17 protein-coding genes and 1 tRNA gene are annotated in these 26264 nt (G+C 33.7%); 7 read left to right on the top strand and 11 right to left on the bottom strand.

Annotation, left to right across the window (positions count from 1 at the left end; all coding sequences use genetic code 11):
- Positions 1–738: 738 nt before the first annotated feature.
- The 5 genes from ACGLWY_RS13460 (at position 739) to ACGLWY_RS13440 (ending at position 5441) form a co-directional block, all read left to right on the top strand.
- Positions 739–1050, top strand: coding sequence for a phage integrase SAM-like domain-containing protein (locus ACGLWY_RS13460; protein ID WP_396620232.1), 312 nt, complete (start codon positions 739–741; stop codon positions 1048–1050).
- Positions 1047–1235, top strand: coding sequence for a hypothetical protein (locus tag ACGLWY_RS13455; RefSeq protein WP_396620182.1), 189 nt, complete (start codon positions 1047–1049; stop codon positions 1233–1235). Before ACGLWY_RS13460 ends, ACGLWY_RS13455 begins: the two co-directional genes overlap by 4 nt.
- Positions 1236–1470: 235 nt before the next feature.
- Positions 1471–1599 carry a hypothetical protein gene (locus ACGLWY_RS13450; RefSeq protein WP_396620181.1) on the top strand — a complete coding sequence of 43 codons (129 nt, stop codon included), beginning with the start codon at positions 1471–1473 and terminating at the stop codon, positions 1597–1599.
- A 52-nt stretch (positions 1600–1651) separates the two neighbouring features.
- Positions 1652–4732, top strand: coding sequence for an Eco57I restriction-modification methylase domain-containing protein (locus ACGLWY_RS13445; protein ID WP_396620180.1), 3081 nt, complete (start codon positions 1652–1654; stop codon positions 4730–4732).
- Complete coding sequence (locus tag ACGLWY_RS13440; RefSeq protein WP_396620179.1) at positions 4722–5441, top strand: hypothetical protein; 720 nt, start codon at positions 4722–4724, stop codon at positions 5439–5441. The genes ACGLWY_RS13445 and ACGLWY_RS13440 overlap by 11 nt, the downstream gene beginning before the upstream one ends.
- Positions 5442–5704: 263 nt before the next feature.
- Here ACGLWY_RS13440 and ACGLWY_RS13435 read toward each other — a convergent pair whose 3' ends face one another.
- The 6 genes from ACGLWY_RS13435 to ACGLWY_RS13410 all read right to left on the bottom strand — a co-directional run bounded on the left by ACGLWY_RS13435 (position 5705) and on the right by ACGLWY_RS13410 (position 18734).
- Positions 5705–7357, bottom strand: a complete 1653-nt coding sequence (locus ACGLWY_RS13435; protein ID WP_396620178.1) for a sodium/sugar symporter — start codon at positions 7355–7357, stop codon at positions 5705–5707.
- A gap of 160 nt (positions 7358–7517) precedes the next feature.
- Complete coding sequence (locus tag ACGLWY_RS13430) at positions 7518–9563, bottom strand: glycoside hydrolase family 65 protein (RefSeq protein ID WP_396620177.1); 2046 nt, start codon at positions 9561–9563, stop codon at positions 7518–7520.
- A 169-nt stretch (positions 9564–9732) separates the two neighbouring features.
- On the bottom strand, positions 9733–11190 hold the full coding sequence (locus ACGLWY_RS13425) for a glycoside hydrolase family 30 beta sandwich domain-containing protein (protein WP_396620176.1): 1458 nt from the start codon (positions 11188–11190) through the stop codon (positions 9733–9735).
- An 81-nt stretch (positions 11191–11271) separates the two neighbouring features.
- Positions 11272–13473, bottom strand: a complete 2202-nt coding sequence (locus ACGLWY_RS13420; RefSeq protein WP_396620175.1) for a beta-glucosidase — start codon at positions 13471–13473, stop codon at positions 11272–11274.
- A gap of 624 nt (positions 13474–14097) precedes the next feature.
- Positions 14098–15585, bottom strand: a complete 1488-nt coding sequence (locus ACGLWY_RS13415) for a RagB/SusD family nutrient uptake outer membrane protein (protein WP_396620174.1) — start codon at positions 15583–15585, stop codon at positions 14098–14100.
- A 20-nt stretch (positions 15586–15605) separates the two neighbouring features.
- Positions 15606–18734 (bottom strand): SusC/RagA family TonB-linked outer membrane protein, encoded by a 3129-nt coding sequence (locus ACGLWY_RS13410; protein ID WP_396620173.1) that lies wholly within the window; start codon positions 18732–18734, stop codon positions 15606–15608.
- A 356-nt stretch (positions 18735–19090) separates the two neighbouring features.
- Between ACGLWY_RS13410 and ACGLWY_RS13405 the strand changes: the two genes are divergently transcribed.
- Positions 19091–21970 carry a triple tyrosine motif-containing protein gene (locus tag ACGLWY_RS13405; protein WP_396620172.1) on the top strand — a complete coding sequence of 960 codons (2880 nt, stop codon included), beginning with the start codon at positions 19091–19093 and terminating at the stop codon, positions 21968–21970.
- A 213-nt stretch (positions 21971–22183) separates the two neighbouring features.
- Here ACGLWY_RS13405 and ACGLWY_RS13400 read toward each other — a convergent pair.
- The 4 genes from ACGLWY_RS13400 to ACGLWY_RS13385 all read right to left on the bottom strand — a co-directional run bounded on the left by ACGLWY_RS13400 (position 22184) and on the right by ACGLWY_RS13385 (position 25472).
- Positions 22184–22256 (bottom strand) — tRNA-Met (locus ACGLWY_RS13400).
- 121 nt (positions 22257–22377) lie between these two features.
- Positions 22378–22560, bottom strand: a complete 183-nt coding sequence (locus ACGLWY_RS13395; protein ID WP_396620171.1) for a CPXCG motif-containing cysteine-rich protein — start codon at positions 22558–22560, stop codon at positions 22378–22380.
- A gap of 79 nt (positions 22561–22639) precedes the next feature.
- Positions 22640–23464: a Two component regulator three Y domain protein gene (locus ACGLWY_RS13390; protein ID WP_396620170.1), complete on the bottom strand. Its 825-nt coding sequence runs from the start codon at positions 23462–23464 to the stop codon at positions 22640–22642.
- 97 nt (positions 23465–23561) lie between these two features.
- Positions 23562–25472 (bottom strand): ATP-binding cassette domain-containing protein, encoded by a 1911-nt coding sequence (locus ACGLWY_RS13385; protein WP_396620169.1) that lies wholly within the window; start codon positions 25470–25472, stop codon positions 23562–23564.
- 86 nt (positions 25473–25558) lie between these two features.
- Here ACGLWY_RS13385 and ACGLWY_RS13380 point away from each other — a divergent pair, with 86 nt between their 5' ends.
- Positions 25559–25945 (top strand): DUF983 domain-containing protein, encoded by a 387-nt coding sequence (locus tag ACGLWY_RS13380; protein WP_396620168.1) that lies wholly within the window; start codon positions 25559–25561, stop codon positions 25943–25945.
- Between the two features lie 9 nt (positions 25946–25954).
- On the opposite strand, the gene ACGLWY_RS13375 is transcribed toward ACGLWY_RS13380, so the two are convergent.
- The gene (locus tag ACGLWY_RS13375; protein ID WP_396620167.1) at positions 25955–26257 is read right to left on the bottom strand and encodes a hypothetical protein; all 303 of its coding nucleotides are present in this window, start codon (positions 26255–26257) and stop codon (positions 25955–25957) included.
- Between the last annotated feature and the right edge of the window lie 7 nt (positions 26258–26264).

Here is a 26264-nt window from a genome sequence, read left to right as displayed (position 1 = left end):
TGTTAGATGGAACCCCTGAATAATCATCTCGTGTGTGTGCTGTTTTCGTGGGTATTTCATTTTTTATATGACCCACAAGATAAAACAAAAGACAGAACTAAAAAAAGCATTATTCTGTATTCATAGAAATAAAAAAAGGGTCTCAATTTCTTGAAACCCTTGTTATTTCTAGTAGCGGGAACTGGACTACCGTAATGAAATTCATTAGATTTCATATATTTTCAAATACCACCCTTGAAAGCCTTTTAAATAAAGGATTTACAGTACTAGCCATTTTCTTCAAATTTCATGAAAATTCAAGTAACTACATAAAAATCGGGAATATTTCGGGAAGATTTTATATATTAGTTATGGAAAGACAATTAAAAACATGGAATCAATTCGTTTTATAGTAAAAGGGAAGAAGAACCCATTTTTACTTTAGGTTTTATCATAGCAAAGATTTTGACGAAACAACTAAAATAAGATTGCTTATAAATCCAACCCATTGGAACAATAAACTACAGCGATTCAAGAGTATTTCTGAACACATTGAGGACAAAGAAGATATAATTAAAAATTAGAGGGTTTAAAGGCTACTATAGTGCTTGAATACAAATACAACAAGTCGCAAGCAATAGGCGAGTTAATTTCTAAGCAATGGCTTGACAATACAGTAAATAAGTTTAACAACAGACCTACTCACGAAAATGATATAACTGTATTTTTTATACCCTTTATAGACAACTATATTGAAGAATCAAATTCAAGAATAAATCCCGATACAGGGAAACCATTAACATAAAAACAATAAGAAAATACAAAATAACACCTACAAGATTAAAAGAATTTGAAACCAAGCACAAGACTAAACTTAAACATATTGATATTGGTTTACATTTTTTTACAAATTTTGTGAGTTTTCCATCTATTGAGGGCGGTTATTCAAAAACCACTATAAATAAATATATAAGTCAGGTAAAAATGTTTTGTAAGGCTATAAGTATAACCCCGAATACGAAAGCAGAAGATTTTATGTTAAAAGAGGTGAAACACTCGACACTTATTTGAACAAAGAAGAAATAAAAAAAATATTTGAATTAGAGATTAAAAATGAACGACAAGACAAAATCAGAGATTTGTTTATTATCGGACTATGGACAGGCTTAAGAGCAAGTGATTTTAGCGAAATAGAAAGATTAAAAATTGTAGGCGACAATATACTCATAAGGGCGACAGCGACAGTAAGACAATAGCACCCATCAAAATACCTCTACACCCACAAATAAAAACAATCCTCAGAAAAAGGGGCAGAAGTTACCTGAATTTGAATTAACACCTAAATCCCTTGAAAATTTATTTAATAAAGAAATAAAAGTGATTTGCGAAAATGAAGGTATTGATGAAAAAATTATAGGAAATTTAAGAAACTAACAGGAATGAAAGAGGCGTTTATGCGAAACACTTAAACAATTGTCTGACAAAGCAATAATGACCATAACCACACATAGTAGTCCTGAACAGTTACATAGATACAATAAAAAAACCGCAGAAGAATATCTTGAACAAGTAAGGGAACATTGGGAAGAAGAAAGAAAAGCAAAATTAAAAGTTATATAATTTACAAAAGGCTATATGGAGTAACCAAATAAAATTAAATTTGCAAATACAGATGAAAAACCCATTAAAAAACTTTTTAAAGCAACTTGACTTGTCAGATGCTGTTTTCTTTAAAGAAAATGGAGAAGTTTTCAATGGTTTTATTTCAGAGGTTCAAAAGAAAATAAACATAATTCAACCCGATGCTTATTATGTTTTCAACAAACAACCTTTAATTTTATTTTTTGACCTAACTAACCAAATATCTCCAGACAGAGAAAACGAAATTCATAAACAAGTCTGGTCTTTTGATAATTCGCCAATAGTTTTTGTGATAAAAGGAGACGAAATAAAAGTCTATAACGCTCTCAATTATGATAAAGATGCAGAAAGCCTTGAAGAAATATTACTAGAGGATAAAGAAATAAATAGTAAATTTTCTTTTTGGAATCTTCAAAGTGGGTTTACTTGGAAGTGGTTACAGAAAGAATATTTTGAGACTCAGTCTAAAAAACAGTACCGCAAAAGAGTAAATGAAAGGTTATTCGAGAATATCAAAGAGGTTAGAGAATACCTTACTCGCCATTTTACAAATCCTCTATCCGAAAATCAAGCTAATTCGCTAATATTAAGACTAATTTTCATTAGGTATTTAATTGACAGGAAGGTTAAAATAGATGAAAATTTAATAGCTGGCGATTTAGAAAATGTAAATAGCAGGAGAAAAAACTTTATACAATTAATAAAGAACCCATCTCAACTAAACTTATTATTTGAAAAGCTAAATAATAAATTTAACGGAGTCCTTTTTAAAGAATTGGATGTTACATTATCTCAAATACAATCTGATTATTTAGCGGATGTTTTTAAAGGGGAATTACAAGATGAAGCAAACTTATTTAATGGGTTTTTCTTTGAAATATTTGACTTTTCTATTATTCCTGTAGAAGTTATTTCAGGGATATACGAATCGCTAATTGATGAAGAAACAAGAAAGCTTGATGCAGCTGTTTATACACCTCCTTTTTTAGTTGAATACGTTTTAAATGATACTGTTGACAAATATTTAGAAGAAGAAAACTCTTCAGAATGCAAAATCTTTGAAGTTGCAGTTGGTTCAGGCATTTTTCTAGTCCAAAGTCTGAGAAAAATGATTGATAAGGAACTAGAAATAAATCCTAATCAAGATAACAAGAAATTCAGTAAACGAATTAGAGAAATAGTCAAAAACAATCTATTTGGTATTGACATTAATGGAGAGGCATTAAAAGTAGCCTGCTTCTCTATCTATATTGCTTTATTAGACTATCAAGACCCAAAAGACATTGATGTTTATGAATTTCCGAATCTACTTAACAACAATCTATTTAAAGCTGATTTCTTTGACATTGATCATAGCTTCAATAGTATAATTAAAAAAGTGAACCCGAAATTTATCCTTGGAAACCCTCCCTGGAAAAAAGATAAATCTAAAAAACATTTGGATTGGGTAAACTCTACTAAAACATATTCTAAAAGAATTGTTGGAAAATTAGAAATTGCTCAATCATTTCTTCTAAGAGTGAAAGATTTTATGAATGCAGAAACAAAGTCTGCAATTATTATTACTAGCACTTTGTTTTATAATGTTTCAAAAACCAATAAGGAGTTCAGAGCAGATTTCCTAACCTCTTATTGCATTAAAAAGTTTTTTGATTTATCTCCTGTTAAACAATCATTATTTGAGCAGCAGGAAAGCCCAACATCTATAGTTTTTTTCAAATTATCCCATAACAAAGACTATCTCAATAATTCTATTAAACATCAAAGCATTAAAGTGAACAAGTTTCTTAAACACTTTAAAATGCTCTTAATGCAAAAGCACGACACCAAAAGTATATTACAGAAGCATTTTATCAATAACGATTGGATGTTTAAAGTTGCACTATATGGTAATATTTTGGATTACAAACTATTAAAAAACGTAAAAAACAACTATGGTAGTATTGAAAATCTTATTGAAAACAATAAAAATATTCATAAAGGCGCAGGGATTGAGAGAGGACAAAACCCAAATTATTATCCCGATTTAATAGGACTTCCAATAGTAGAGAACAAAAGTATTGCTCCATATTTCACAATGGTAGATGAATCGATAACTTTGAAAGAAGAAGATGTATATTTATCAAGGGGAAGAGATATTGAAATATTCAAAGGTTCAAAAATTTTATTAAAGGAACAAGCGCAAGATTGGAGTCAGCCAGTAGTTTCATTTTGCCCAAATGATAGTGTTTTTAGAAAAGGCACATTTTCAATTAGCTCTAGTAATGAGGAAATATTAAAATCTCTGTATGGGATTCTAATATCTGATTTAGCTACATATTATTTATTTATGACTTCTAGTGCTTGGGGTATAGGCACAAGACCTGCTATTAGATTCAATGATGAATTTTTATCTTGCCCTTATATTGAACCAGAAAAAGAAAAAACAGAAAAATTAACATCTCTGGTCCATAAAATTTTAATCGAATTTAAAAATTATTACAGTTCTTTTCCTAGACCCGAAAATTCACCAATCAATAATATTGCATTAACTCAAATAAACAATATAATCTATGACATATACGGTATAAAAGAGTATGAAAAAGACCTTATTGATTACACATTAAATGTTTCTCGTTATCAATTTCAAGAAAGTAAGCAAAATTTAGTGTCAGATTTCTCAAAAGATGAAACAAGCTACAGAAATAGAGATTATATGTTAAAAAGGTATGCTGAAGTTTATTTGAATGAATTTCAAAAAATTTACACAAATGAATATCTTCAAATAGAGATATATCCTTTAGAACATTTTATAGCAATAAACTTTATTTTCTCTTCTCAAAAACCAAAAGAAAGCATAATCTATCCAAATAAAAAAAACGAAGCAGAAGTCTTAAAACGCTTGGCGAATAATTTAAGTATCTCCCAAATAACAAATACAACTGACCCAACTAAAAACATATTTATTCAAAAAGACATTAAAGGATTTGAAAAAAACTCATTTTACATTATAAAGCCAAATGAATATAAATGTTGGCACAGGGCTATGGCTTGGTACGACGTGGCAGAGTTCAAGGAAGCAATAGAAACCGCAGAGTTAAACAATTTAAGTAAAAGTGTGAATGAGTTTTAACGCTACTCTTTTTATAAATAACAGGCTTAATAAAACTTCTATTACTGACAATAGAATTAAATCAATTTTACACTACATAGTTGATTGTTATGATAAAATCATTGATGACAAAATTGTTTACGACTATTCCAAACGAGGGAAAGTAAGTCAAGAAAATTTTTTAAGGAACGGTTTAGTTGATGATTATTTAAGGAAGAATTTACATCTATTAAATAAAGGAACAGATGAGTATTCAATAGTAAATAAAGAAGCGACTGAAACTTATCTTAATGTTAATGACAATTTAGACCATGATGACCCAATAGACATTCATATTGTTGATAACGGCTTACAAACTAGTTGGGGTTCTAATAGCCAAGTCTACTATGCTATTGAATGCAAAAGAATAAAATCGTTATCAGATACAACTAGCTATGTTGATGATATTCGTAAATTTTCTGAAAGAAACTACAAGGAAGCACGCTTGCCGTTTGAAGGACAACTAGCTTTTATTGAGAATAAATCTTTAACTAACACCGTAGTAAAAGATGATATTAACTCAAAGCTTAAAACACACGCAACAGTAATTACAGACAAATATCTTTCTGATATTAAAATACATCACGTAAATTGTACCTACGATTCTGTACATAAGAAAAAATTTGGTGCAAATGAACCATTTTCAATATACCATTTGTTTTTTGACTATTCTAAAATAGTTATAGACTAAAGCTTTTATTTCAATAAACTTAAGTCAATAACAGCATTATTCTCTATTCATAGAAATAAAAAAAGGGTCTCAATTTCTTGAAACCCTTTTCTTTGCTAGTAGCGGGAACTGGACTCGAACCAGTGACCTTCGGGGTTATGAACTCTATGTCTATCAAATTTCAAACACATTTACTGGCCCACATGCCTTTCAATTCATAAAACCGAATGCAAAAACTCTTTTTTTTGTGCTTATCTTTCATAATTCATACTCAAAACTATCCTTTAATTCCAAAATGACGCATACAGGGCGGCCACAATGATCAAGACCGCAAATGCCCCAATATTAAACAATGGACCGGTCTTAAACGATTCCTTGGTGATCGGTATTCCCTTTTTGTCATCTGCTCCTTTATGCTGCATGTAACTCACAAGGGCTATGACACCCATGGTCAATAAAAAGGTGTACCCCATTTGGTCCATAAAAGGAACATCCACAAACAATGGGGAGGTTGACCATCCGTTTGGTGCCACTTTAAAATATAACGCTATCGGGATGGATGCCAGTGCTCCAACAATAGCCGCTTTGTTCGTAGTTTTCTTCCAGAACAGTCCCAACATAAACACGGCCAAGATGCCCGGGCTCACAATGCCCGTATATTCCTGTATAAATTGAAACGCCTGATCAATGCCACCCAATAGCGGTGCCATAATACTGGCTATGATCAAGGCAACAGCTGCTGATAACCTACCTACGTTAACGGTGCTCTTGTCACTGGCCGCTGGATTGATGTACTGTTTGTAAATATCCATTGTGAAAATAGTGGACGTGGAATTCAACATGGATGCCAATGAGGATACAATAGCGGCTGCCAAGGCTGCAAAGGCCACACCTTTCATGCCTGTTGGCAAAAATTGCAATAGCCAAGGATATGCCTTATCAGCTTGTTCTAAGGATGGTAGGTTATGTAAGGCCGAACTGCCCAATCTTGCCATGATCTCTGGGTCGTTGATCATAACATAGGCGGCTATTCCCGGAATGACCACGACCATTGGAATAATCAACTTTAGGAATGCTGCCAATAGAATCCCTTTTTGCGATTCCTTTAATGATTTGGCTGCCAACGTTCTTTGTATGATGTATTGATTGAACCCCCAATAGTATAAGTTTGCGACCCACATACCGCCCAGTAAAACACCCACACCCGGCAACATGTCATAATATTTATTTGACTTATCGAAAATCATTGCAAATCGCTCTGGGGCAGCATCATAAACGGTTTTCATCCCCGAAATAACACCTTCTCCGCCAGAAACCGTGTTTAAAGCGATATAGGTCGTTGCCAAACCTCCCAGTACTAAAAACACCACTTGGATAACGTCGGTCCACGCCACTGCTGAAAGGCCTCCGTACAATGAATATGCCGCTGCAAACAAGGCCAAGCCTATAACCCCGTAAACCATTGGAATGCCCATAATCGTCTCCAGTGCCAAACTGCCCAGGTACAATACGGATGCCAAGTTCACGAACACGTACAGACCGATCCAAAAGACCGCCAAAATGGTTTTTAGATTTGTTGAGAACCGCTGCTCCACAAACTCAGGAATGGTATACAGTCCTTTTTCAATGAAAATCGGCAAAAAGTATTTCCCAACGATTATCAGTGTGATGGCCGCCATCCATTCATAAGAGGCGATGGCCAGCCCCAATGCAAAACCGGAACCGGACATTCCTATAAATTGCTCTGCTGAAATGTTTGCCGCTATCAGTGAGGCCCCTATGGCCCACCATGGCAAGGATTTACTGGCCAAAAAATAATCCTCGGCATTTTTTTGGTGCCCTTTTTTGTCCCTGGAAACCCATAGCCCAACGCCCAATATTAAGACGGCGTAAGCAATGAAAATGAAATAATCCCAAAATCCGAAATGTGTTGTCATGGTTTATTGAATTAATGATTGAATTAATATGAGTCTTTTAAATTTTTATACAATAAACATTCTAAATTAATAAACTAATGTTTGAATTCCATGAGCTGGTATTAATTCTTAAAAATCTTGCAGATTATAGCCTACCCGTTTATCATGATTATCCGGATTTTTACTTTACTATATACGTTTTCTTATCAACACCAATGCCAGTTAGTTTTAACGATTTCCAATCCATAGGCAATTTTGATTTTACTTGGATAATGCCGTTGGGAGTAATCTCAAGCCCTCCAAATCCGTTAAGCATCGCCTGTACCAATCCGCCTGCTCCCGTAGCAAAATATGGATTAGTCCCACCAGCTGATTCAGCGAGCACACCAAAGGGTGGCAATGCATTGGGCTGGTATCCGTTCTTAAATGCAAGCAGCGCTTTCTCTCCATTACCAAGCCTCGAATACAGGATTGAAAAAATAGCATGTGTCATAGCAGGACCATTGCCAACCCTTGATTCATAATATTCAAGGTCTTTTTTTATAGCGTCGGGGTTGGTAACTTCGTGGAGCGGATAAGCCAGTAGATTAACGTCGGCCTGTTTAATATTTTCGCCCCTGTAGGTATCAAATTCTTTAGTCACCCCATCAGGAAATTTTAATACTGGTATGTTTTGTGCGACTGTTTCCCAATCAGGGTCAGGTTTTAATCCTAATATTTTTGCGGCAGCTGCGGCGTTTCGCAGATTGGCTTTCGCGGCAGCGTTAGTGAAGGCATCATTATCTATATTTTCTGCCCATTCATCCGCTGCAACAACATTTTTAATATCGTAATGACCCGGGCCATTCCTTTCTACCCGGCTGGTCCAAAAATCTGCAGTTGCAGACAGAATGGGCCAACCTTTTTCCTGTAACCATTGCTTATCCTGTGTAACACAATAATAATTCCATGCGGCAAGGGCGACATCGGCCGTAATATGATGCTCAAACGGTCCACTTAATGCCCAGACAGGTGTTTCCTCCACACCGCTATCGGCACTTTCCCAGGCAAACATGGCTCCTTTATAGCCATGCGCAAAAGCATTCTGCTTTGCCGCATTTAAGCGCTGGTAACGATATTCAACAAAAGATTTTGCAATTTCAGGATGTAATAACAGCAAACCAGGATACATCCATAAATCAGCATCCCAGAATACATGACCATTATAACCAAGTCCGGACAGCCCCATTGGTGAAGGAGCATAAGCACTTCCGGCACGGGAAAAGGAATACAGATGATACAGCATACTATGCACGTCCTGCTGCGCCTGTGAATCTCCTTCAATTATAATATCGCTCTTCCACAGATCTTCCCAAGCTTTTTCGTGGAACCTAATCAGACGCTCCCTACCTTCCAGTTTGGCAAATATGGTTAAGCGCTCGGCCTGATTTAGGGGATCGGCATCATGTGCGGATGTAATTGATGAGCCGGTAACTGCATATTGATACGTTTGGCCTGCTGCAATAGTTTTACTGAATTTCATCTCGTGTAGATTACTGTCCCACATCTGATATCTCACCCTAGGCTCCTGCCCGGATTGTTCATCAAACAAAAAAGTATTTGAAGCACAGAGCAACAATTTTCCTGTCGGACTTTTCGCGGTTGAAGTAAGTAGGCTGATAGAGCCAACTTCATTAAAATAGTTTTGAACATCGCGTAAAGCATCTGGTGTTTCAAGGATGCTGATTGCATTGATGGTAATATTTTTTTTTGCAATTATGGTTATATCCATCAAAACGTTAAACGGCAAATGACGAAGTGAATAGTATGTATATTTTATCGAAGCTTCCTCACCAAAATCAAGAGTTGTGGTAAAGCAGGCATGTTTCATGTCGAGCTCCTGTTTAAAATTGCTGACGTTTTTAGCCTCGACACGCTTGCCATTGATATCGAGTGACATATTCAATAAATTGAAGCTATTTAGAAAATTACTTACTCTTCCACGACCATATAAATCATAAGCTCCTGCCAGTGTTACATTATTTATCTTTAATACTTCTGGAGACGAAACCATGCCAATCATTCCATTGGCAACAGTAATTCCATAATAGTTTGCTGGATTAATGTTTGTCGCGGTTATTTTCCATGGATCCGGATCACTTGTTTGCGCCGAGCATATTGAATGTAGAAAAATTAAAAAAAGGATATGGATAAGTCTTTTCTTATCTTTCAGATGTGTAGTTTTCATTACTTTGTTTTTTTTATTTCAAATTAATAATAATTTCTTTAACATGTTAATTTTCATATAGCTTTAATGTTAATGACACCATATTGAATAATATCAGTCGAGAACTATACTGACGATTTTTATCAGGCAATGTAAATTAGCTCTATTTTAAGTACTCGTTCCAACTCAATCAATAAACCAGCGTTTGAATGCCATGAGCCGGAATTTTTAGGGTCGACATTTTGGTAGATATGATTAGATTGTAAGTAGTTTCTTTATTAGAGTGATTCATCACCACAGTTACCATTTTCCCGTCTTCATTCAGAAATGAAGTACTTAACAAACTACTTCTACTCGCAGCAGTACTTACTCTTTTTGCACCTGGACGAATAAACTTTGAAAAATGACCAATATAATAATAACTTGGTGTATAAATCAATTCTCCTGAATTGATATCGGCATGAATTGGTGCAAAGCAAAAATTACCAACATGATTAGGCCCTCCATTTTGATCTAAAAGGATGTTCCAATCGGTCCAGCCTACCGTTCCATTATTGAAATCGTTAATAATGGAAGTTCCATATCGTTCACCGTTTGCCCAAAATTGGTATTTTTTTGCATCAAAACTTTCGGCACAGCCTTCAGTAAACAATAATTTTTTTGTTGGATAAGCCTCCTGAACTTTACGAACGTTATCAAACATTGGCGCTCCACCTGCCCAAGATTCATACCAATGAAATCCCATTCCCCAAGCATATTTGGAAGCCTCTGGATCAGAAAAAATGACATTTGCCCGTTGGTTCATTAAATCGCGATTATGATCCCAAACCACAATTTTTTTATCTCCCAGGCCCTCTTTTTTCATCGTTGGACCTAAGAAATTCTTCAAAAAATCTCTTTCTGCTTCAGCGGTATATATACAAGATTCCCATGTTTGAACTGCCATAGGTTCATTTTGAACTGTAAGTCCCCAAATTGGTATCCCTTCTTTTTCATACGCTTTGATAAATTTTGTGTAATAGTTTGCCCAGGATTGATAATATTCTGGCAGTAATGTCCCTCCTTTTAGCATATTATTATTGCTTTTCATAAAAGCTGGGGGACTCCATGGTGATGCATAAATTGTTAATTTGCCTTTGGCAGATTTCAGTGCCTTCCTAAGCATTGGAATGCGAAACTGTCTATCATGGTCAATATTGAAAGTTTTCAAGCCCTTATCGCCTTCTGCAACGTAAGTATAGCTTTCGCTGCTAAAATCAGAACTGTGAATAGTTGTTCTTAACAATGAATAACCAATTCCTTTTTCTTCATCATAATAAGCATTCAAAAGTTCTTCTTGTTTTTCTTTGTCCAACTTTGCAAAAACCTCGGCACTTGCATCAGTAATCGCCCCTCCAATACCCAAAAAGGTTTGGAACTTTTTTTCAGGCTCGACAAAAATCGAGATTTCACTTTCCAACGGTTGTTTAGACGGTGAGAGAACCAACGTATCTGTGAGCGTCAATCTTAAATTTGTATCATCTGCTGTAGTATAAACCCTAACTGTTTTGTCTTTTGTTGAAAAGGGTTTCGATTGTATTTTGTTTTTTTGCTGGGAATATATACTGAATGAAACTAGTAAAACCAGTACGTAAATTGTTGTTTTCATAAATTTATTATATTTTACTTTTAAAAGAGACATCACAAGATGTTTAAAAAAAGGAACAAGTTTTCATTATACTATCCTTGATTATTTGATTGTTATTTTTATTTTTTTTGAAATATTGTTTGATGCATTTCCTATATAAATTAAATAATCGCCTTTTTCTAGATTCCAATTTGAAATGGATTCATCATAAAAACTTAAACTATTTACATTAATCGAAATTTGGACATCAATGTTTTCTCCTTTTTTAACCGCAATCTTTTGGAAACCTTTCAACTCTTTTTCAGCTCTATTAACTTTTGAATTTAGTTTTCCAACATAGACTTGCACTACTTCTGAACCATCCACATTTCCTGTATTGGAAACACTACCCGAAATTAAAATCGATTCGTTTTTTGCATATTCTTTCTTGTCCGTATTCCATTTTGAAAGTTCAAATGTTGTATAGGACTGTCCTTCTCCAAAAGCAAATAAGGGCTTGATTTTCTTGGTATCGAACCATCTGTAACCAACCAAAATATCTTCTTTGTAGTACTGATTGATACTGTCACCTGGATAGCTCAATTCTCCAAAAGAATGTGCTGCATTGTCACTTAATTTTTTAGGAAATGAAAAAGGTAATTTTCCTGAAGGATTTACATCTCCACTAATCACATCTGCAATCGCATCACCGGCAACACTACCTAAATACCAAGCCTGAATTAAGGCTTTTACCTTAGATATCCAAGGCATTTCAACAGCATTTCCACTCACTAATACAACTCCTATATTTGGATTAACTTTTAAAAGTTCATTTAATAATTCATCTTGTCCAAATGGTAATTTATACTCTTTTCTATCGGCTCCCTCACAATCTTGAAGGTGATTCTTATTTAACCCTCCAAAAAACAATACCGCATCTGCTTTTGAAGCCACTTCAATTGCTTCTTGTTTTAGTTTATTTAAATCATATTCTGAAGGAATAACCCTGTCATAGGCCGAAGGGCCGGAGGCATAGCCCATTGCGTGAATTATAGTGGCGTTTTTATAACGTTTTTTCAGTCCATCCAAAGGAGATATTTCTATCTTGGCTTTCAATTCAGAGGAGCCACCACCAATTGTCATGGATCTGGTAGCATTCTCACCAATAACTGCAATAATTATTTTTTTTGAGGTATCAATAGGGAAAAAAGAGGTGTCATTTTTTAATAATACAATACCTTCTCCAGCTATTTTTCTGGCGACATCAATATGTTCCTGATTGTTCATTCTTCCTAAAGGGCGATTCGGAGCCATGTTTGTACGAAACATTAAGCGTAAAATCCGCCTAACTTTATCATTTAAAACATCTTCCTTAACTTCGCCACTCTTAAGTAATTTTAAAAAAGGACCAGCCAAATAATACAAATCGTAAGCATTTTTTGTTGATGATGTTAAACCATCCGTACCAGTTCCCATTTCTATATCCAACCCATAAAGAGCCGCTTGTTTTGTATCATGGGTGCCACCCCAATCTGATATGACTACACCGTCAAAACTCCAATCTTTCTTCAATATATCATTCAATAATACTTTATTATGACCGCAAAACTGACCTCTAAACTGGTTATAAGCTCCCATGATTGACCAGACCTTCCCTTCTTCAACAGCGGCTTTAAATGCAGGCAAATAAATTTCGTGTAATGCTCTATCACTTACTTCAACATTAATATGACCTCTCCATAATTCCTGATTATTGAGCACATAATGTTTTACACAAGCAGCAACCCCATTTTGTTGCACCCCTTGAATGTATGGAACTACCAGTTTTGAAGCCAAAAACGGATCTTCTCCCATATATTCAAAATTTCGACCGTTTAAAGGAGAACGATATATATTCACGCCCGGCCCCAATAACACATCTTTTTTTCTATAACGAGCTTCCTCTCCTATACTTATTCCATAATCTTTAGATAAATTGGGGTTAAATGTTGCAGCTAAACAAGTCAATGCAGGAAAAGCAGTTATGGAATCGTTTGTCCATCCAGCATACCCCCAATTATCCCAATTAATTTCTCCGCGAACCCCATGAGGCCCGTCAGACATCCATAATTCAGGAATACCAAGCCTTTCAACTCCCGGGGTGCTAAATTTAGATTGTGCGTGGCACATTGCCACTTTTTCCTCTAAAGTTAATGAGGAAATTATATGGTCTATTTTAGCTTCTACAGATTTTGAGTTATTACTGTCCTGAGCATTAACAATTACAACTGTTGTTGTGCAAAAAAACAGTATTAATAATTTATTTTTTAAAAATTTTCTAAACATTAATTTTTAGTTTTATTATTTGTTAATTAAAAGTGTTATTGTATTATGCAGCTTCTACCCTAATTCTAATTAAAAAGGGAATTGCATATTACTAATCAGCTTTTGAATGATATTGTTACTATGGTTCTCCATTGAAGCCTCTACCAATTTACAAATAGAGACTCCCAATGAAGAACTACCCAAACTAACCCACTAACTATAAACTCTAACATAATCCATCTCAAAAGTGGAGGAAGTAAAATCAAGATCAATTATTCCTCCAAAATTACCTCCATATCACAATTTAAAACCATGAAAAAACCTGATTAAAGGGTTCCATAATATCAATTTCTCCAAATGTATTCGAAGAAACGGAGTTAATATTATCTCCCAACATCAATAAAGCAGACCAGAATCCACTACCAACTAACAATTTTCCTCTAATTTTTACTCTTCCGTATTTTAAAGAAAATTTATCTTTATAAAAATTCTGACTGAAGTATATTAACTTCAGCTAAAATTTTCTTTTTTGGTAATTAAAAGAGAGGGGAGGCTTAAATTTGTCCCACACACTCCCCTTATTTTAACTAAATTATATTGAAAAATCTGAAAGCCAGAAATACAAACTGTATTTCAACTAAATATTTAGTATCCAGGATTTTGTTTTATTGCACCTTTTGATGCTGTGATATCTGATTGTGGAATAGGATATAGGCTTCTATCCTCACTAACCATATCGGTACCAGATAATTGCTTTAAAGTTTCAACAAGTTTCCCATGTCTTATCAAATCTTCTCTACTAAATCCTTCACAATAAAGCTCGTGCATTCTTTCATTTAAAATGGCATCATTGAATGAAGCCATGTTTGCTGTCTTTTCAGAAGCTAAATCCGGTAACCCGACTCTATTTCTTATTTGATTAACCAAACCAATTGCTTCACTAGTAGGACCAGCCGTATTATTAATAGCTTCAGCCAACGACAAAAGAACGTCTGAATATCTAAATACTATATAATCTATTGTACTTTGATGACCATTTACATCTGGGTCCTCTCCATATTTCATTGGAATTGGTCCCCAATTAAAAATTCCATCCGGATCATTTGATTTTGTAATTAAGTCACCAGAAGTGGAAGTATATTCAGCAAATATGGTTTCCAATCTTTCATCAGCTACCTCAAATGTGTCATAAAAATCCCAGGTTATCCTGTATCCATTCCATTTACTAATGGTCGGATTAGTAGTAGGAAAATTATAAGGAAGTGTCCAGCTTAGCCAATAATTTGCACCAGTAACCTGACTCGCAGGAATTGAATAAATCAATTCTGTATTGCGTCTATTAGCTTTAGAAAATATATCTTTATAGCTATTCATCAATCCATACTTATTTAAAGCAATAATTTGCCTTGCTGTATTTGATGCATCCGTCCATTGTTTCTTGAACATTTGAAACTTTAGTAAAATCATTAAAGCATGTCCCTTTGTTATACGTCCGTAATCAGCATCAGGATATGATACAGGAAGCGCTGAGATGGCATCATTCAGGTCATCTGTGATTAACGTTTCAACAGTTTCGTTTGATGCCCTTTCTAATAACACTTCGTCAAGCGGGTTTTTCAATTGCTCAAGTGTTGCAATCGGAAATGTTCCAAATGTATTATAGAGCAAATAAGCGGTCCAAGCCCTAATTGCCTTTATTTCTGCGACATATCTGGTTTTAAGATCATCCGTTAACGAAGCGTCATTAATCCCATTAATTCGGTCAATATCCAGGGTGTATTTACTCAAATTCCGGTAATAAGCCCAAAGATTACGAGTAAACCCAGGAGATTCCGGTGTGTAGGATTGTCTAAATTGAACCGCCCAATCACTAGTTCCATTACCCCAATTGCATCTCATTACGTTAGTAGAAAGGTCGGTAACCAAAGGAAAACTAAAGGCTGAAAAACAATACATACCGCCATCTCCATTATGCATAATATCATAATAGCAACTAGTTACCAATGCCTTAGCATCATCCGCAGTTTTTAAAAAATTATTAGGGCTGATTATAGTATAATCATCAAGTTCTAATTCGTTGCAACCTGTTAACAAAAACAAGGAAGCAAATATTGTAAAAGCTATTTTTTTCATGACAAAATAAATTTATTATTTTAAAAAACTAGGTTAAGACCAATAGTAAAAGACCTTTGGTTAGGATATCCTGCAAAACTATCTGTTTCTGGATCAGTTCCTGAAAAAGATGTTAGCACAAACAAATTTTCTGCAGAAGCATAAACTCTGGCTTTGGAAATTCCAAGAGCATTTATTGTTGGCAATGTATAACCCAGGGTTATATTCTTACATCTTAAAAAATCAGCCTTTTCAATATTGTAATCACCTGTGCCATAAGAATTATATAATCCTGAAAGAACATTTGGTCGCGTACCAGTTGGGTTATCACTACTCCAGCTATCATTTTTAACTTCATTAAATAAATTCCAACCTTCAGTAATTCTATAGGCCTCTAACGAAAAGCTATTCCTTGTATTATTGACTTTCTTATAATCTAAAAAGGCATACATATAAATATTTAGATCAAAATTTTTATATTTAAAGGTATTTGAAAAACCAAGATTATATTTTGGATCCCAAGATCCCATTAGTTTCCTATCCGCATTATCCAAGACGCCATCTGGTTGTCCTGATAATACGAAGTGTCCATTAGCATCGGTTATTGGATCGCCATTCGCATCTCTTTCATAACCATTGATATCCTTGAATTTTATACTTCCCGGTATGGCACCAGGCATATGTGCAACAGTTTCACCCAATTCAGTTATTCCATCTGACTCATAACTGTATATAGCTCTAACGGGATCATGATAACCTTCATAAATTTCCGGCTTCCAGTTATCAGCCCTTTCTTGCCAGAATACACGTGTAGAAGACAAATTCAATCCCATATTCCATTTGAATTTGTCGGAGTTCAATAAATGTGAGTTAATTGAAAATTCAAAACCCTTAGCACGTATTGCCCCAATATTGTCAGGAATTGAAGTGATTTCGTTATGATTTGGCAATATTCTTGAACTTAAAAGGTCATAAGTTGTTTTTTGATAAATTTCAAAAGAGCCATTAATTCTTTCGTTTAGGAATCCAAAATCAAAACCAAGGTTAATATCTTTGGTTGATTCCCATTTTAAATCTTTGTTACCCAACTGGCTGGCATATACCCCAAAGGTTTCCAGATTACCAAACCCAAAATTCTGACCGACTCTATAGGCGTCGAGGGTTCTATTTCCTACATCATCATTACCGGTAACCCCATAACCAATCCTAAATTTCAAATTTGAGAATACTGGCTTTAAGCTTTGGAAAAATTGCTCTTCGGACACTCTCCAACCAGCAGATAATGATGGAAAATAGCCCCACTGTTTTGATTCTGCAAACTTGGGAGAGCCATCAATACGAAAATTTGCTGTTAATAAGTATTTCTCCTTGAAATTGTAGTTTAATCTGGAATAATATGAAATTAGGTTGTAACTACCACCATAGGAACTTATTAAAGGTTTTTCGGCTTGCCCTGACCCAATATTATACCATTTAAACGAGTCAAACATGAAATCTGTATTAGAAATACTTGATCCTGATGATTGAAATTTTTGATAGGAATAGCCTGCTAACAAAGATAAATTATGATCCGAGATTTGCTTTGTATATTTACCATAACCTTCAATAATGGTGTTATCAAATCGGTTATTTGAAATACTGGCTATACCTCCTTTATCAAATCCTTCTTTTGTTGATTTCGGAACATACTGATTCCTTTCAGTATGACTTCCATCATACCCCAAATTCAACCTAAATACAAGGTCTTTAATTGGATTAAATTCAATAAATGAATTAATTAACTGCCTTTTGAATTTGGTCACATCGGTTATTTCAAGCAGTGATGCCGGATTTGGAGTAAAAGTATTGTTAGGATCTTGCGGATAGCTCCCATCTGGATTTCGAACGGGTATTATTGGGTTTGCAGTTATTGCCAACTGAACAATTCCTCCAGCATTACCTCCGCCTAACGGAACATTATTTGTAGTATTGTTGGTTATCATAGATGAAATACCAACTTTAAAAAATTCTCCGATATTTTGATCCAAATTAACTCTTCCAGTAACTCTTTGAAAATCATTATTTTTGATTATACCATCCTGATTATAATAGTTAATTGAACTCATATATTTAAACGTTGATGTTCCACCAGACATAGACAAATTTTGTTGGTTTATAAAACCTGTTCGCAAAATAGCACCCAACCAGTCAGTAGGATTTTGACTCTTCTCAGTAATATCCGTATCACTATATCGTGGAGTAAATGGAACTGTGGCATCTGCTTCTGCAATTGTACCGTAAGGATATATGTCATTTTGTGCACGCCATCTTTCCTTTAATATTCTATTGGCTTGTAACATGTAGTCCTTTGCGCCTAGCATATCCCAAACTTCAGAATATCTCTGAGTTGAGCAAGAACCTTCATAGTTAACCTTAATTTTCCCTTCTTTTCCTCTTTTTGTAGTGATCAAAATGACACCATTGGCAGCACGTGCCCCATATATGGCGGTTGAACTGGCATCTTTTAAAACCTCAATTGATTCTATGTCATTGGGATTAATACTATTTAAAGCATTGTCACTACTGCCTGATCCATAAAATGCGCCCGACTCGCCAGAAACACCTGAAGTTGGAAAGCCGTCAATAACTATTAAGGGATTGCTACTGGCATTTTGTGTTGTAACTCCACGAATTACAAGACTTACAGATCCACCTGGTTGCGCACTATTTTGTAAAGCTTGCAGTCCAGTAGCTTTTCCTTGTAATAATTGACCAATTGAGGTACTGGTAGACTTATTAATTTCTTCTGTTTTAATACTCGCAACAGATCCTGTAAGGTTTGATTTTTTTTGGGTTCCATAGCCTACAACGACAACTTCGTCAAGAGCTTCAACATTCTCGATTAAGGTTATTGTAATACTGCTTTTACCATTAATTGGTGCCTCTATGGTCGTATAGCCAATATAGCTTACTACCAACACACCATTGGAAGGTGCCTCAATTTCAAATTTACCATCAAAATCTGTTATTGTTCCTTTTGTTGTGTTTTTAAGCAATATGGCAACTCCAGGAAGCGGAATTCCATTTCCATCACTAATTGTTCCACTTACTGTCAAGTCTTGAGCTTGAATGTAGGTGGTGAACAATAATGATAAAAAACACAAAACACGTAGTTTAGTAATTTTTTTCATTAGATAATAGTTTAAATTTAGTTTAGTTATTTTCTTTGCATCTTTGCAAACATGCCACAATTATAAGTGTATTTTGCAGGTAATCCATAATTAAACTCCTTAACAAAACCTTACAAACACTAATTATTACCAAAACAAAACCTTATCAAATAAATTTTAATATATTGATTTTAAGTAAATTAAAAAATTAAAATATTACTATTTATAATTTATTTTTTAAATTAAAGTTACATTCACAAAAAACGGCTAACTTAGTTTTGAAAATACTTTTTTATATCACAAAAGATTTAAATGACTAGGGATAAATAAATTCAAAATATTTAAAAAATATCAAGTATACGTTTATAGTTTAATTCATGAATCAAATAAAATTATTAACCACACTTTTTTTTCTATTATTTGTAATGTCCATTTTTGGTCAAATCAAAAACATTGGAATCCCTGATCTTAAAAATTATAAAAGATCCGATTATAAGGGTGGGCCTCAAAACTGGAATATTGACCAGGATAAAAACGGGAATATTTACTTTGCCAACAATAAGGGCTTATTTCAATTTGATGGTGTATCATGGCGAAAATACAACTCACCAAATTCTCCCCTAATTAGGTCAGTAAAAATTGATGATTCGGGTACAATATTTGTTGGTGGCATAGATGAATTTGGCTATTTTAAAGCTAATTCTAAGGGAAAACTGGAATATTTTTCTTTATCTAAAATGGTAAATTCAACTAAAGACAAGTTAGCTGGTTTCATTTGGAAGATACATATTTTTAAAGGAGAAGTTATTTTTCAATCTTTTGAAAGGGCTTATATCTTTAAGAACAACAAACTTAGAATATTGGAAGCACCCACTAAATTCCAATTTTCATTTCAAGTAAATAACCATTTGTATTTTCAAGATAAAATGGTAGGAGTAGTAGAGTATAAAAATGAAAAACTATTCCAGTTAAAAAACACCACTGTTTTAAATAACACGGAAATCTGGGGCATTTTTCCAATGCCTGATAACAAACTGCTCATTGCTACTTTAAACAAGGGACTTTTTATTTATAGTAATGAAAAAATGACACCATGGGATACCGAAGCGAATATTTTCATCAAAAAGAATGGTTCACTTGGAGGCATACCCATAAAAGATAAATTCATTGCACTCAATTCGGTCTTAGAAGGGATTATTATATGTGATTTAAATGGGAAAATCATTCAACATATTGATCGTGCCAAAGGACTCCAGAATAATACTGTGCTAACCTCTTTTATTGACAACAAAGATAATCTTTGGTTAGGTTTAGATAGCGGAATTACATTTATTAATGAAAATTCTCCTTTTAGCTATTTTGGCTTTAGCTATAATCTGGGCACTGTTTATGCATCCATCGTTTATAAAGAAAACCTGTATGTGGCAACAAACCAAGGCGTTTTTTATCATCCTTGGAATAAAAACTTCAAAGAAGGTAGTTTTACTCTTGTAGAAGGAACAACTGGTCAAGCCTGGAATATTCAAGTAATTGAAAATCAATTGTTATGTGCACATAATAATGGTGCTTTAGTGATTGAAGGTGGAAAAGTGATTAAAATATTGGATAAAAATGGCTATTTTGAATTTCAAAAAATCCCCAGTCAGCCAAAATTTGTTATTGGATCAAATAATAGCAATGGGTTTGCTATTTTCAAAATGACAGCTAATGGTTTTGAATTCATAAATCAAGTTGAAGGTCTTTACAAATCCTCTATATCTTTCGAACTGGACAATGACTACTTATGGCTAAAAAATGGTGGATTATTCTATCAAATGGCACTGTCTTCTGATTTGAAAAAGTTTAAATCAATAAAAACTATTCATAATCTGTCTGCTAATGACAAAGGTCTTGGAAGCATTCAGAAAATAAACAACAGCATTTACTTTCAGACAAACAATCATTTTTACAATTATTCAAAAGAGCAAGACTTATTCTACGAAGATAAAAAAATGAGTCAAATCTTTAAAGACATTCCAGAAATTAAAGCATTAACTGAGGATACCAATGGAAACCTCTGGTATGCATTCAATGAATCATTAGGCGAATTAAAGAAAAACAACAATGGAAGTTATACAAATATTGTCGCTCCATTTTCAAACTTGACGGGTAATTTAGTCGCTGATTTTCTTTCTGTAAACACCATTGACCCACAAAACATATTTATAGGACTTATAGACGGATTAGCACATTATAATTCACAACTATTAAACAACACCGACACTAAACCTACCGTTTTTATTCGAAGTTTTTCTTTTCCAGGCGACACACTAATTTTTGGAAACGATAAAAAAATATCTGAAAAATATTTAATCCCGTATGCTAAAAATCATGTGAAATTCACATTTTCATCTCCAACTTATGAAAATCTTGAAAATATTGAATTCTCTTATCAATTGGAAGGTTTTGATGACAAGTGGAGCAACTGGTCCACAATTTCAATTAAGGAATATACCAACTTAAGAGAAGGTGATTATAAAATGAAATTAAAAGCAAGAAATAGCTATGGTATTCAATCAGAAGAGGCAATTGTTGCATTTACAGTTTCTCCACCATGGTACAGGCATTTTTTAGCGTATTTAGTTTATATTTTACTTGCTATTGCAGCAATATTTTTTATTAGGAAACGAATAAAAATGAAAATAAGAAGGAACAAATACTATGAAACCATTGAGCAGAGAAGGCTTTATCTGGAAAAAGAATCCAGAATCAGGCAAGAACAATATAAGCTGGAAAAAGAAATTGAAAAGTTAAAAAAGGACAAGCTTAAAACTAAGATTTTAGCAAAAGACAAGGAGCTAGTTAATAACTCTTTGCAAGTAGTAAAGAAAAACAAAATCCTGAATGGAATCATTTACAAACTAAAAGATATCAATTTAGAATCCTTTGATGAATCAGCCAAAATTCAATTTACAAAGCTGAGAAGAAGTATTGCAAAGGAAATAAACGCTGATAAAAGCTGGAAAGATTTGGAGAAACACATCAAGAATGTTCACTTCGATTTTATTAAAAAATTAAAAGAGAAATATCCAACAATTTCTCCAAGAGAATTAGATTTATCTACTTATTTATTGATGAATATGTCAACAAAAGAAATTGCCGAAATTATGAACATTTCTATTGGTGGAGCAGAAGTTGCCCGTCACCGATTAAGAAAAAAAATAGGTCTTGATAAAAAAGAAAGCCTTACAGGCTTTTTATTGAGATTTAAAGAATAGGCAGTTCCTTTGTGAACTATAGAGCAATTGGTCTGCAGGAGCGTTTAAGGAATATGCCAATCTTACCAATTTGTATGCGTAATTTATCAATCCCACAGGTTTATTACTTGATCCCCGTTTATTACTTGATCCCCTTGATCCTTGATCCGTACATATGTTGTACAGAGAAATAAAAAAAGGGTCTCAATTTCTTGACCCCCTTTTCTTTGCTAGTAGCGGGAACTGGACTCGAACCAGTGACCTTCGGGTTATGAGCCCGACGAGCTACCTACTGCTCTATCCCGCGATATTAATTCCTAAAACAATTTACTTAGCTTTTAACTTTCGGTTCATAATGCCGACCAAATTGTTTCGGAATGCAAATATACAATCCTTTTTACTTTCTACAAGTATAAAATCATAAAAAATTATTGCTCCAAGCTATCTGCTTGAAAATCTATTAATTCAGAATTATTAAACTGCGCCGAAATCTGTATTGGATTACAACAGACTTCGCAATCTTCTATATATACTTGCTTAGAAACCGAATTATCTAATAGCATAGAGATTGTTTCCCAACAATACGGACAGGTAAAATAGTGCTCTAACATAACACCATAAAGTTAAAACAAAAACAGCCAACATAATTGCTGGCTGTTTTTGTTTTTCAACTAATTAATAAGTATAAATTTAATCTTTTTCAATATCTAATATCGCAGTAGCGTTTTCCGTTTGCATGAGTAAAAGGCTTGGTAAATTTTTACCCGAATAGCTTGTATATTCCTGATTTAAATTATTATCACTAACCATTATAGTGTTTAATTTCTTTAAGCCCATAAACTCTAATGGTAAATTACCAGTAAGTTGATTGGTAGATAATATTAACTCTTCCAATTGGGTTAATTGTGCTATTTCTACAGGTATTTCTCCTTCTAATTTATTATCCATCAAACTTAACTTTTGAAGCTTAGACAGGGCATAAATATTAGTTGGAATGGTTCCTGTTAAAAAATTACTTCCTAATAAAAGCTCTCTTAAGTTTGTTAATCTCATTAAAGCTTCTGGAATATGCCCTTCAAATTTATTACTGTATAATTTTAAGGACTCTAATTTTGTTAATTCACCTAACTCTGAAGGAATATTACCTTCAAATTGATTCATAAATAATTCTAAAGACCTTAATTCCTTTAAATTTTTTATTGAAGACGGCAGGGTTCCTCCTAATTTATTAAAACCTAAATTCATCTTCTTTAAATAAACAAGATTGCCTATTTCTTCAGGCAAATTACCTTGAAGGTTATTAAATTGAAGATTGATTTCTACTACTTTATCGTTTTCAACTTTAACACCATACCAAGTGTTAATAGACGCATCCATATCCCATGTAGAATTCCATTGACTACCACTAGTAGCATTATAAAGTGCTATTAAAGCCTCTTTTTCACTTTGAGAAACACTGGCAAATGAATATGCCGTTATAAAAAATGATAGAACTATAAGTTTTAAAATCTTCATGGTTGAATAAATTTGGGATTAATTCTAGTACGAAAATAACTTAAAACTAGATGAAAAACTATTTTATTCGACGAAATGCATTATTTTTTAACAAATACTAATCGACGAATTGCTCTATATCAAGTTGAATAGCTTCCCATTTATCCATGTAATCTTGTAAATCGGACTTTAATTTTTGATATTTATCAAAAAAATTAGGCTTAGATGTAACCGCTTCATAATTACTTTCAAGCTCTAGATCAATCTTTTTTATGTCGCGCTCTAATCTATTTATTTCGGCTTCAATATTACTCAACCTATTATTTAAAGACTTAAGTTTCTTTTGGTCGTCGTAAGATTGTTGTTTCTTTTCTTTGGGCGTTTCTTTAACCACTGTTCGCTTCTCTACATCGCGTAAACTTTCAACATTACGTTGTTCTAAATAATAGTCAATATCACCCAGATATTCTTTCAACTTATGATCTTTAAACTCATAAACTTTATTGGTTAACCCTTGAAGAAAATCACGGTCGTGAGACACTAAAACCAGTGTACCTCCAAACTTTTTTAAAGCCTCTTTTAAAACGTTTTTAGACTTAATATCTAAATGGTTTGTAGGCTCATCCATAATTAACACATTAAATGGTTGCAGCATTAATTTAGCCAACGCCAAACGATTGCGCTCTCCCCCAGAAAGTACCCGCACGTATTTTTCAGCTTCATCGCCTCTAAATAAAAACGACCCTAAAATATCTCTTACTTTACTTCTATTGGTTTCGTTGGCGGCATCAATCATGGTATCCAAAACCGTTTTATTGCCATCTAAATATTCTGCTTGATTTTGGGCAAAATAGCCTATTTGTACGTTATGTCCTAATTTTAAATGACCATCATATTTTATATCGCCCACCATAATTTTGGCTAAGGTAGACTTACCTTGTCCGTTCTGCCCAACAAAAGCCGTTTTACTATCGCGTTCAATTAATAAACTAACGTTCTTTAAAACTTGGTTATGTCCGTAGCTTTTAGAGATTTTCTCCATTTCAACTACGACTTTACCAGGTGTGATTGATACTGGAAAATTAAGTGTCATTACGCTGTTATCGTCTTCATCAACCTCAATCCTATCAATCTTATCCAGTTTTTTAATTAACGATTGTGCCATGGTTGCCTTGGATGCTTTTGCACGGAACTTCTCGATAAGTTTCTCAGTTTGTTCTATTTGCTTTTGTTGATTTTTTTGGGATGCTAATTGTTGTGTTCGCAATTCTTCACGCAACACTAAATATTTTGAATAAGGTTTCGGATAATCATAAATCCTTCCTAACGAAATTTCAATGGTTCTGTTCGTTACATTATCCAAAAACATTTTATCGTGCGATACAATGGCCACCGCTCCCGTATAATTCTTCAAAAAACCTTCTAACCAAATAATGGATTCAATATCTAAATGGTTTGTGGGCTCATCCAGTAATAAGATATCATTATTTTGAAGCAATAATTTAGCCAGCTCAATACGCATACGCCAACCACCCGAAAAAGTATCGGTTAACTTATTAAAGTCCTCACGTTTAAACCCTAAACCTTGAAGAATCTTCTCGGTATCTCCTTGATAATTATAACCTCCTAAAATTTCATATTGATGTTGAAGTTCGTTAATATCTACCATTAATTGATGGTAACCTTCGCTTTCATAATCGGTGCGTTCTGCCATTTGGGTATTAACGGCATCCATTTTAGCTTCCAACTGTTTTATCTCCGTAAACGCTTCGTAAGCTTCTTCAAGCACTGTTCTTCCTACAACAAAATCAATATCTTGCTTTAAAAAACCCATTTTAAGTTCTTTATCGGCAGCAATTTGTCCCGTATCTGGCTCCATTTCTTTCGATAAAATTTTAAGCATGGTTGATTTCCCTGCGCCATTTTTACCAATAAGCCCAACCCTATCGCCATTAACCAGTTTAAACGTAATATCCTCAAACAAGTATTCACCTTGAAATGAAATCGATAAATTATGGATGTTCATCATAGAAATATAACTTTTGCTACAGGATTTAAATTATTAAAACCGTATTTTTGTCCTGTAATTGCAGATGCAAAAGTACATTAAATTATATGTTTAAAAAAGGGTCAAAATTATATAGCATTTTAACGGGAACTTGCCCTAAATGCCATGAGGAATCTATGTTTAAAAACAAGAACCCATACATCTTATCAGAAGCATTAAGCATGCACGAAACCTGCAGTAATTGTGGTACTAAATACAAAATAGAACCATCGTTTTTCTATGGTGCTATGTACGTTAGTTATGCAGTTGGCATTGCATTTGCCGTAGCGGCTTTTGTAATTTCGTTTGTGTTTTTAAAAGCCAGTATCAATACTGTTTTTGCTTCAATCGTAGTAACTTTAATTGTTTTTTTACCGGTAATCATCAGACTATCAAGAAATATCTGGATTAATATTTTTATGCATTACGATAAATCATTGGCTAAAAAGAAGTAATTTATTTTTTCAGACTTGTTCTCCTTTAACAAGAAAACTATATTTAATAGAATCATCTTTGAGATGCGAAAAAGCTTTTCTTCGGTTATCCTTAGTGAAATCTATAAAGTCTTTTTCAGATTCAAACGAAATAAAGTGAATCTCATATGGCAATTCTTCCTCAAAAGAAACATACGTTTCTTTAGTTGGTCTAATTCTATAAATTAATTTTCCCCTATAATCATTCAATATTGGAATTGCCAAATCTTCAAATTGACAAAAAACAGTCTCTCTTCCTTCTTTTACAAAAATCATCATGGTTAAATAAATCATATATTAT

The sequence above is a fragment of the Mariniflexile sp. HMF6888 genome (assembly GCF_044335535.1).
Taxonomy (GTDB): domain Bacteria; phylum Bacteroidota; class Bacteroidia; order Flavobacteriales; family Flavobacteriaceae; genus Mariniflexile.
Note: the sequence above shows the minus strand (reverse complement) of the source record. Positions and strands in the feature narration are given on the sequence as shown.

What these genes read in the sequence shown, in the direction of transcription:
- ACGLWY_RS13450 (WP_396620181.1), top strand. Translation starts at nt 1,471, where the DNA reads ATGACCATAACCACACATAGTAGTCCTGAACAGTTACATAGATACAAT.
- ACGLWY_RS13445 (WP_396620180.1), top strand. Translation starts at nt 1,652, where the DNA reads ATGAAAAACCCATTAAAAAACTTTTTAAAGCAACTTGACTTGTCAGAT.
- ACGLWY_RS13440 (WP_396620179.1), top strand. Translation starts at nt 4,722, where the DNA reads ATGAGTTTTAACGCTACTCTTTTTATAAATAACAGGCTTAATAAAACT.
- ACGLWY_RS13435 (WP_396620178.1), bottom strand. Translation starts at nt 7,357, where the DNA reads ATGACAACACATTTCGGATTTTGGGATTATTTCATTTTCATTGCTTAC.
- ACGLWY_RS13430 (WP_396620177.1), bottom strand. Translation starts at nt 9,563, where the DNA reads ATGAAAACTACACATCTGAAAGATAAGAAAAGACTTATCCATATCCTT.
- ACGLWY_RS13425 (WP_396620176.1), bottom strand. Translation starts at nt 11,190, where the DNA reads ATGAAAACAACAATTTACGTACTGGTTTTACTAGTTTCATTCAGTATA.
- ACGLWY_RS13420 (WP_396620175.1), bottom strand. Translation starts at nt 13,473, where the DNA reads ATGTTTAGAAAATTTTTAAAAAATAAATTATTAATACTGTTTTTTTGC.
- ACGLWY_RS13415 (WP_396620174.1), bottom strand. Translation starts at nt 15,585, where the DNA reads ATGAAAAAAATAGCTTTTACAATATTTGCTTCCTTGTTTTTGTTAACA.
- ACGLWY_RS13410 (WP_396620173.1), bottom strand. Translation starts at nt 18,734, where the DNA reads ATGAAAAAAATTACTAAACTACGTGTTTTGTGTTTTTTATCATTATTG.
- ACGLWY_RS13405 (WP_396620172.1), top strand. Translation starts at nt 19,091, where the DNA reads ATGAATCAAATAAAATTATTAACCACACTTTTTTTTCTATTATTTGTA.
- ACGLWY_RS13395 (WP_396620171.1), bottom strand. Translation starts at nt 22,560, where the DNA reads ATGTTAGAGCACTATTTTACCTGTCCGTATTGTTGGGAAACAATCTCT.
- ACGLWY_RS13390 (WP_396620170.1), bottom strand. Translation starts at nt 23,464, where the DNA reads ATGAAGATTTTAAAACTTATAGTTCTATCATTTTTTATAACGGCATAT.
- ACGLWY_RS13385 (WP_396620169.1), bottom strand. Translation starts at nt 25,472, where the DNA reads ATGATGAACATCCATAATTTATCGATTTCATTTCAAGGTGAATACTTG.
- ACGLWY_RS13380 (WP_396620168.1), top strand. Translation starts at nt 25,559, where the DNA reads ATGTTTAAAAAAGGGTCAAAATTATATAGCATTTTAACGGGAACTTGC.
- ACGLWY_RS13375 (WP_396620167.1), bottom strand. Translation starts at nt 26,257, where the DNA reads ATGATTTATTTAACCATGATGATTTTTGTAAAAGAAGGAAGAGAGACT.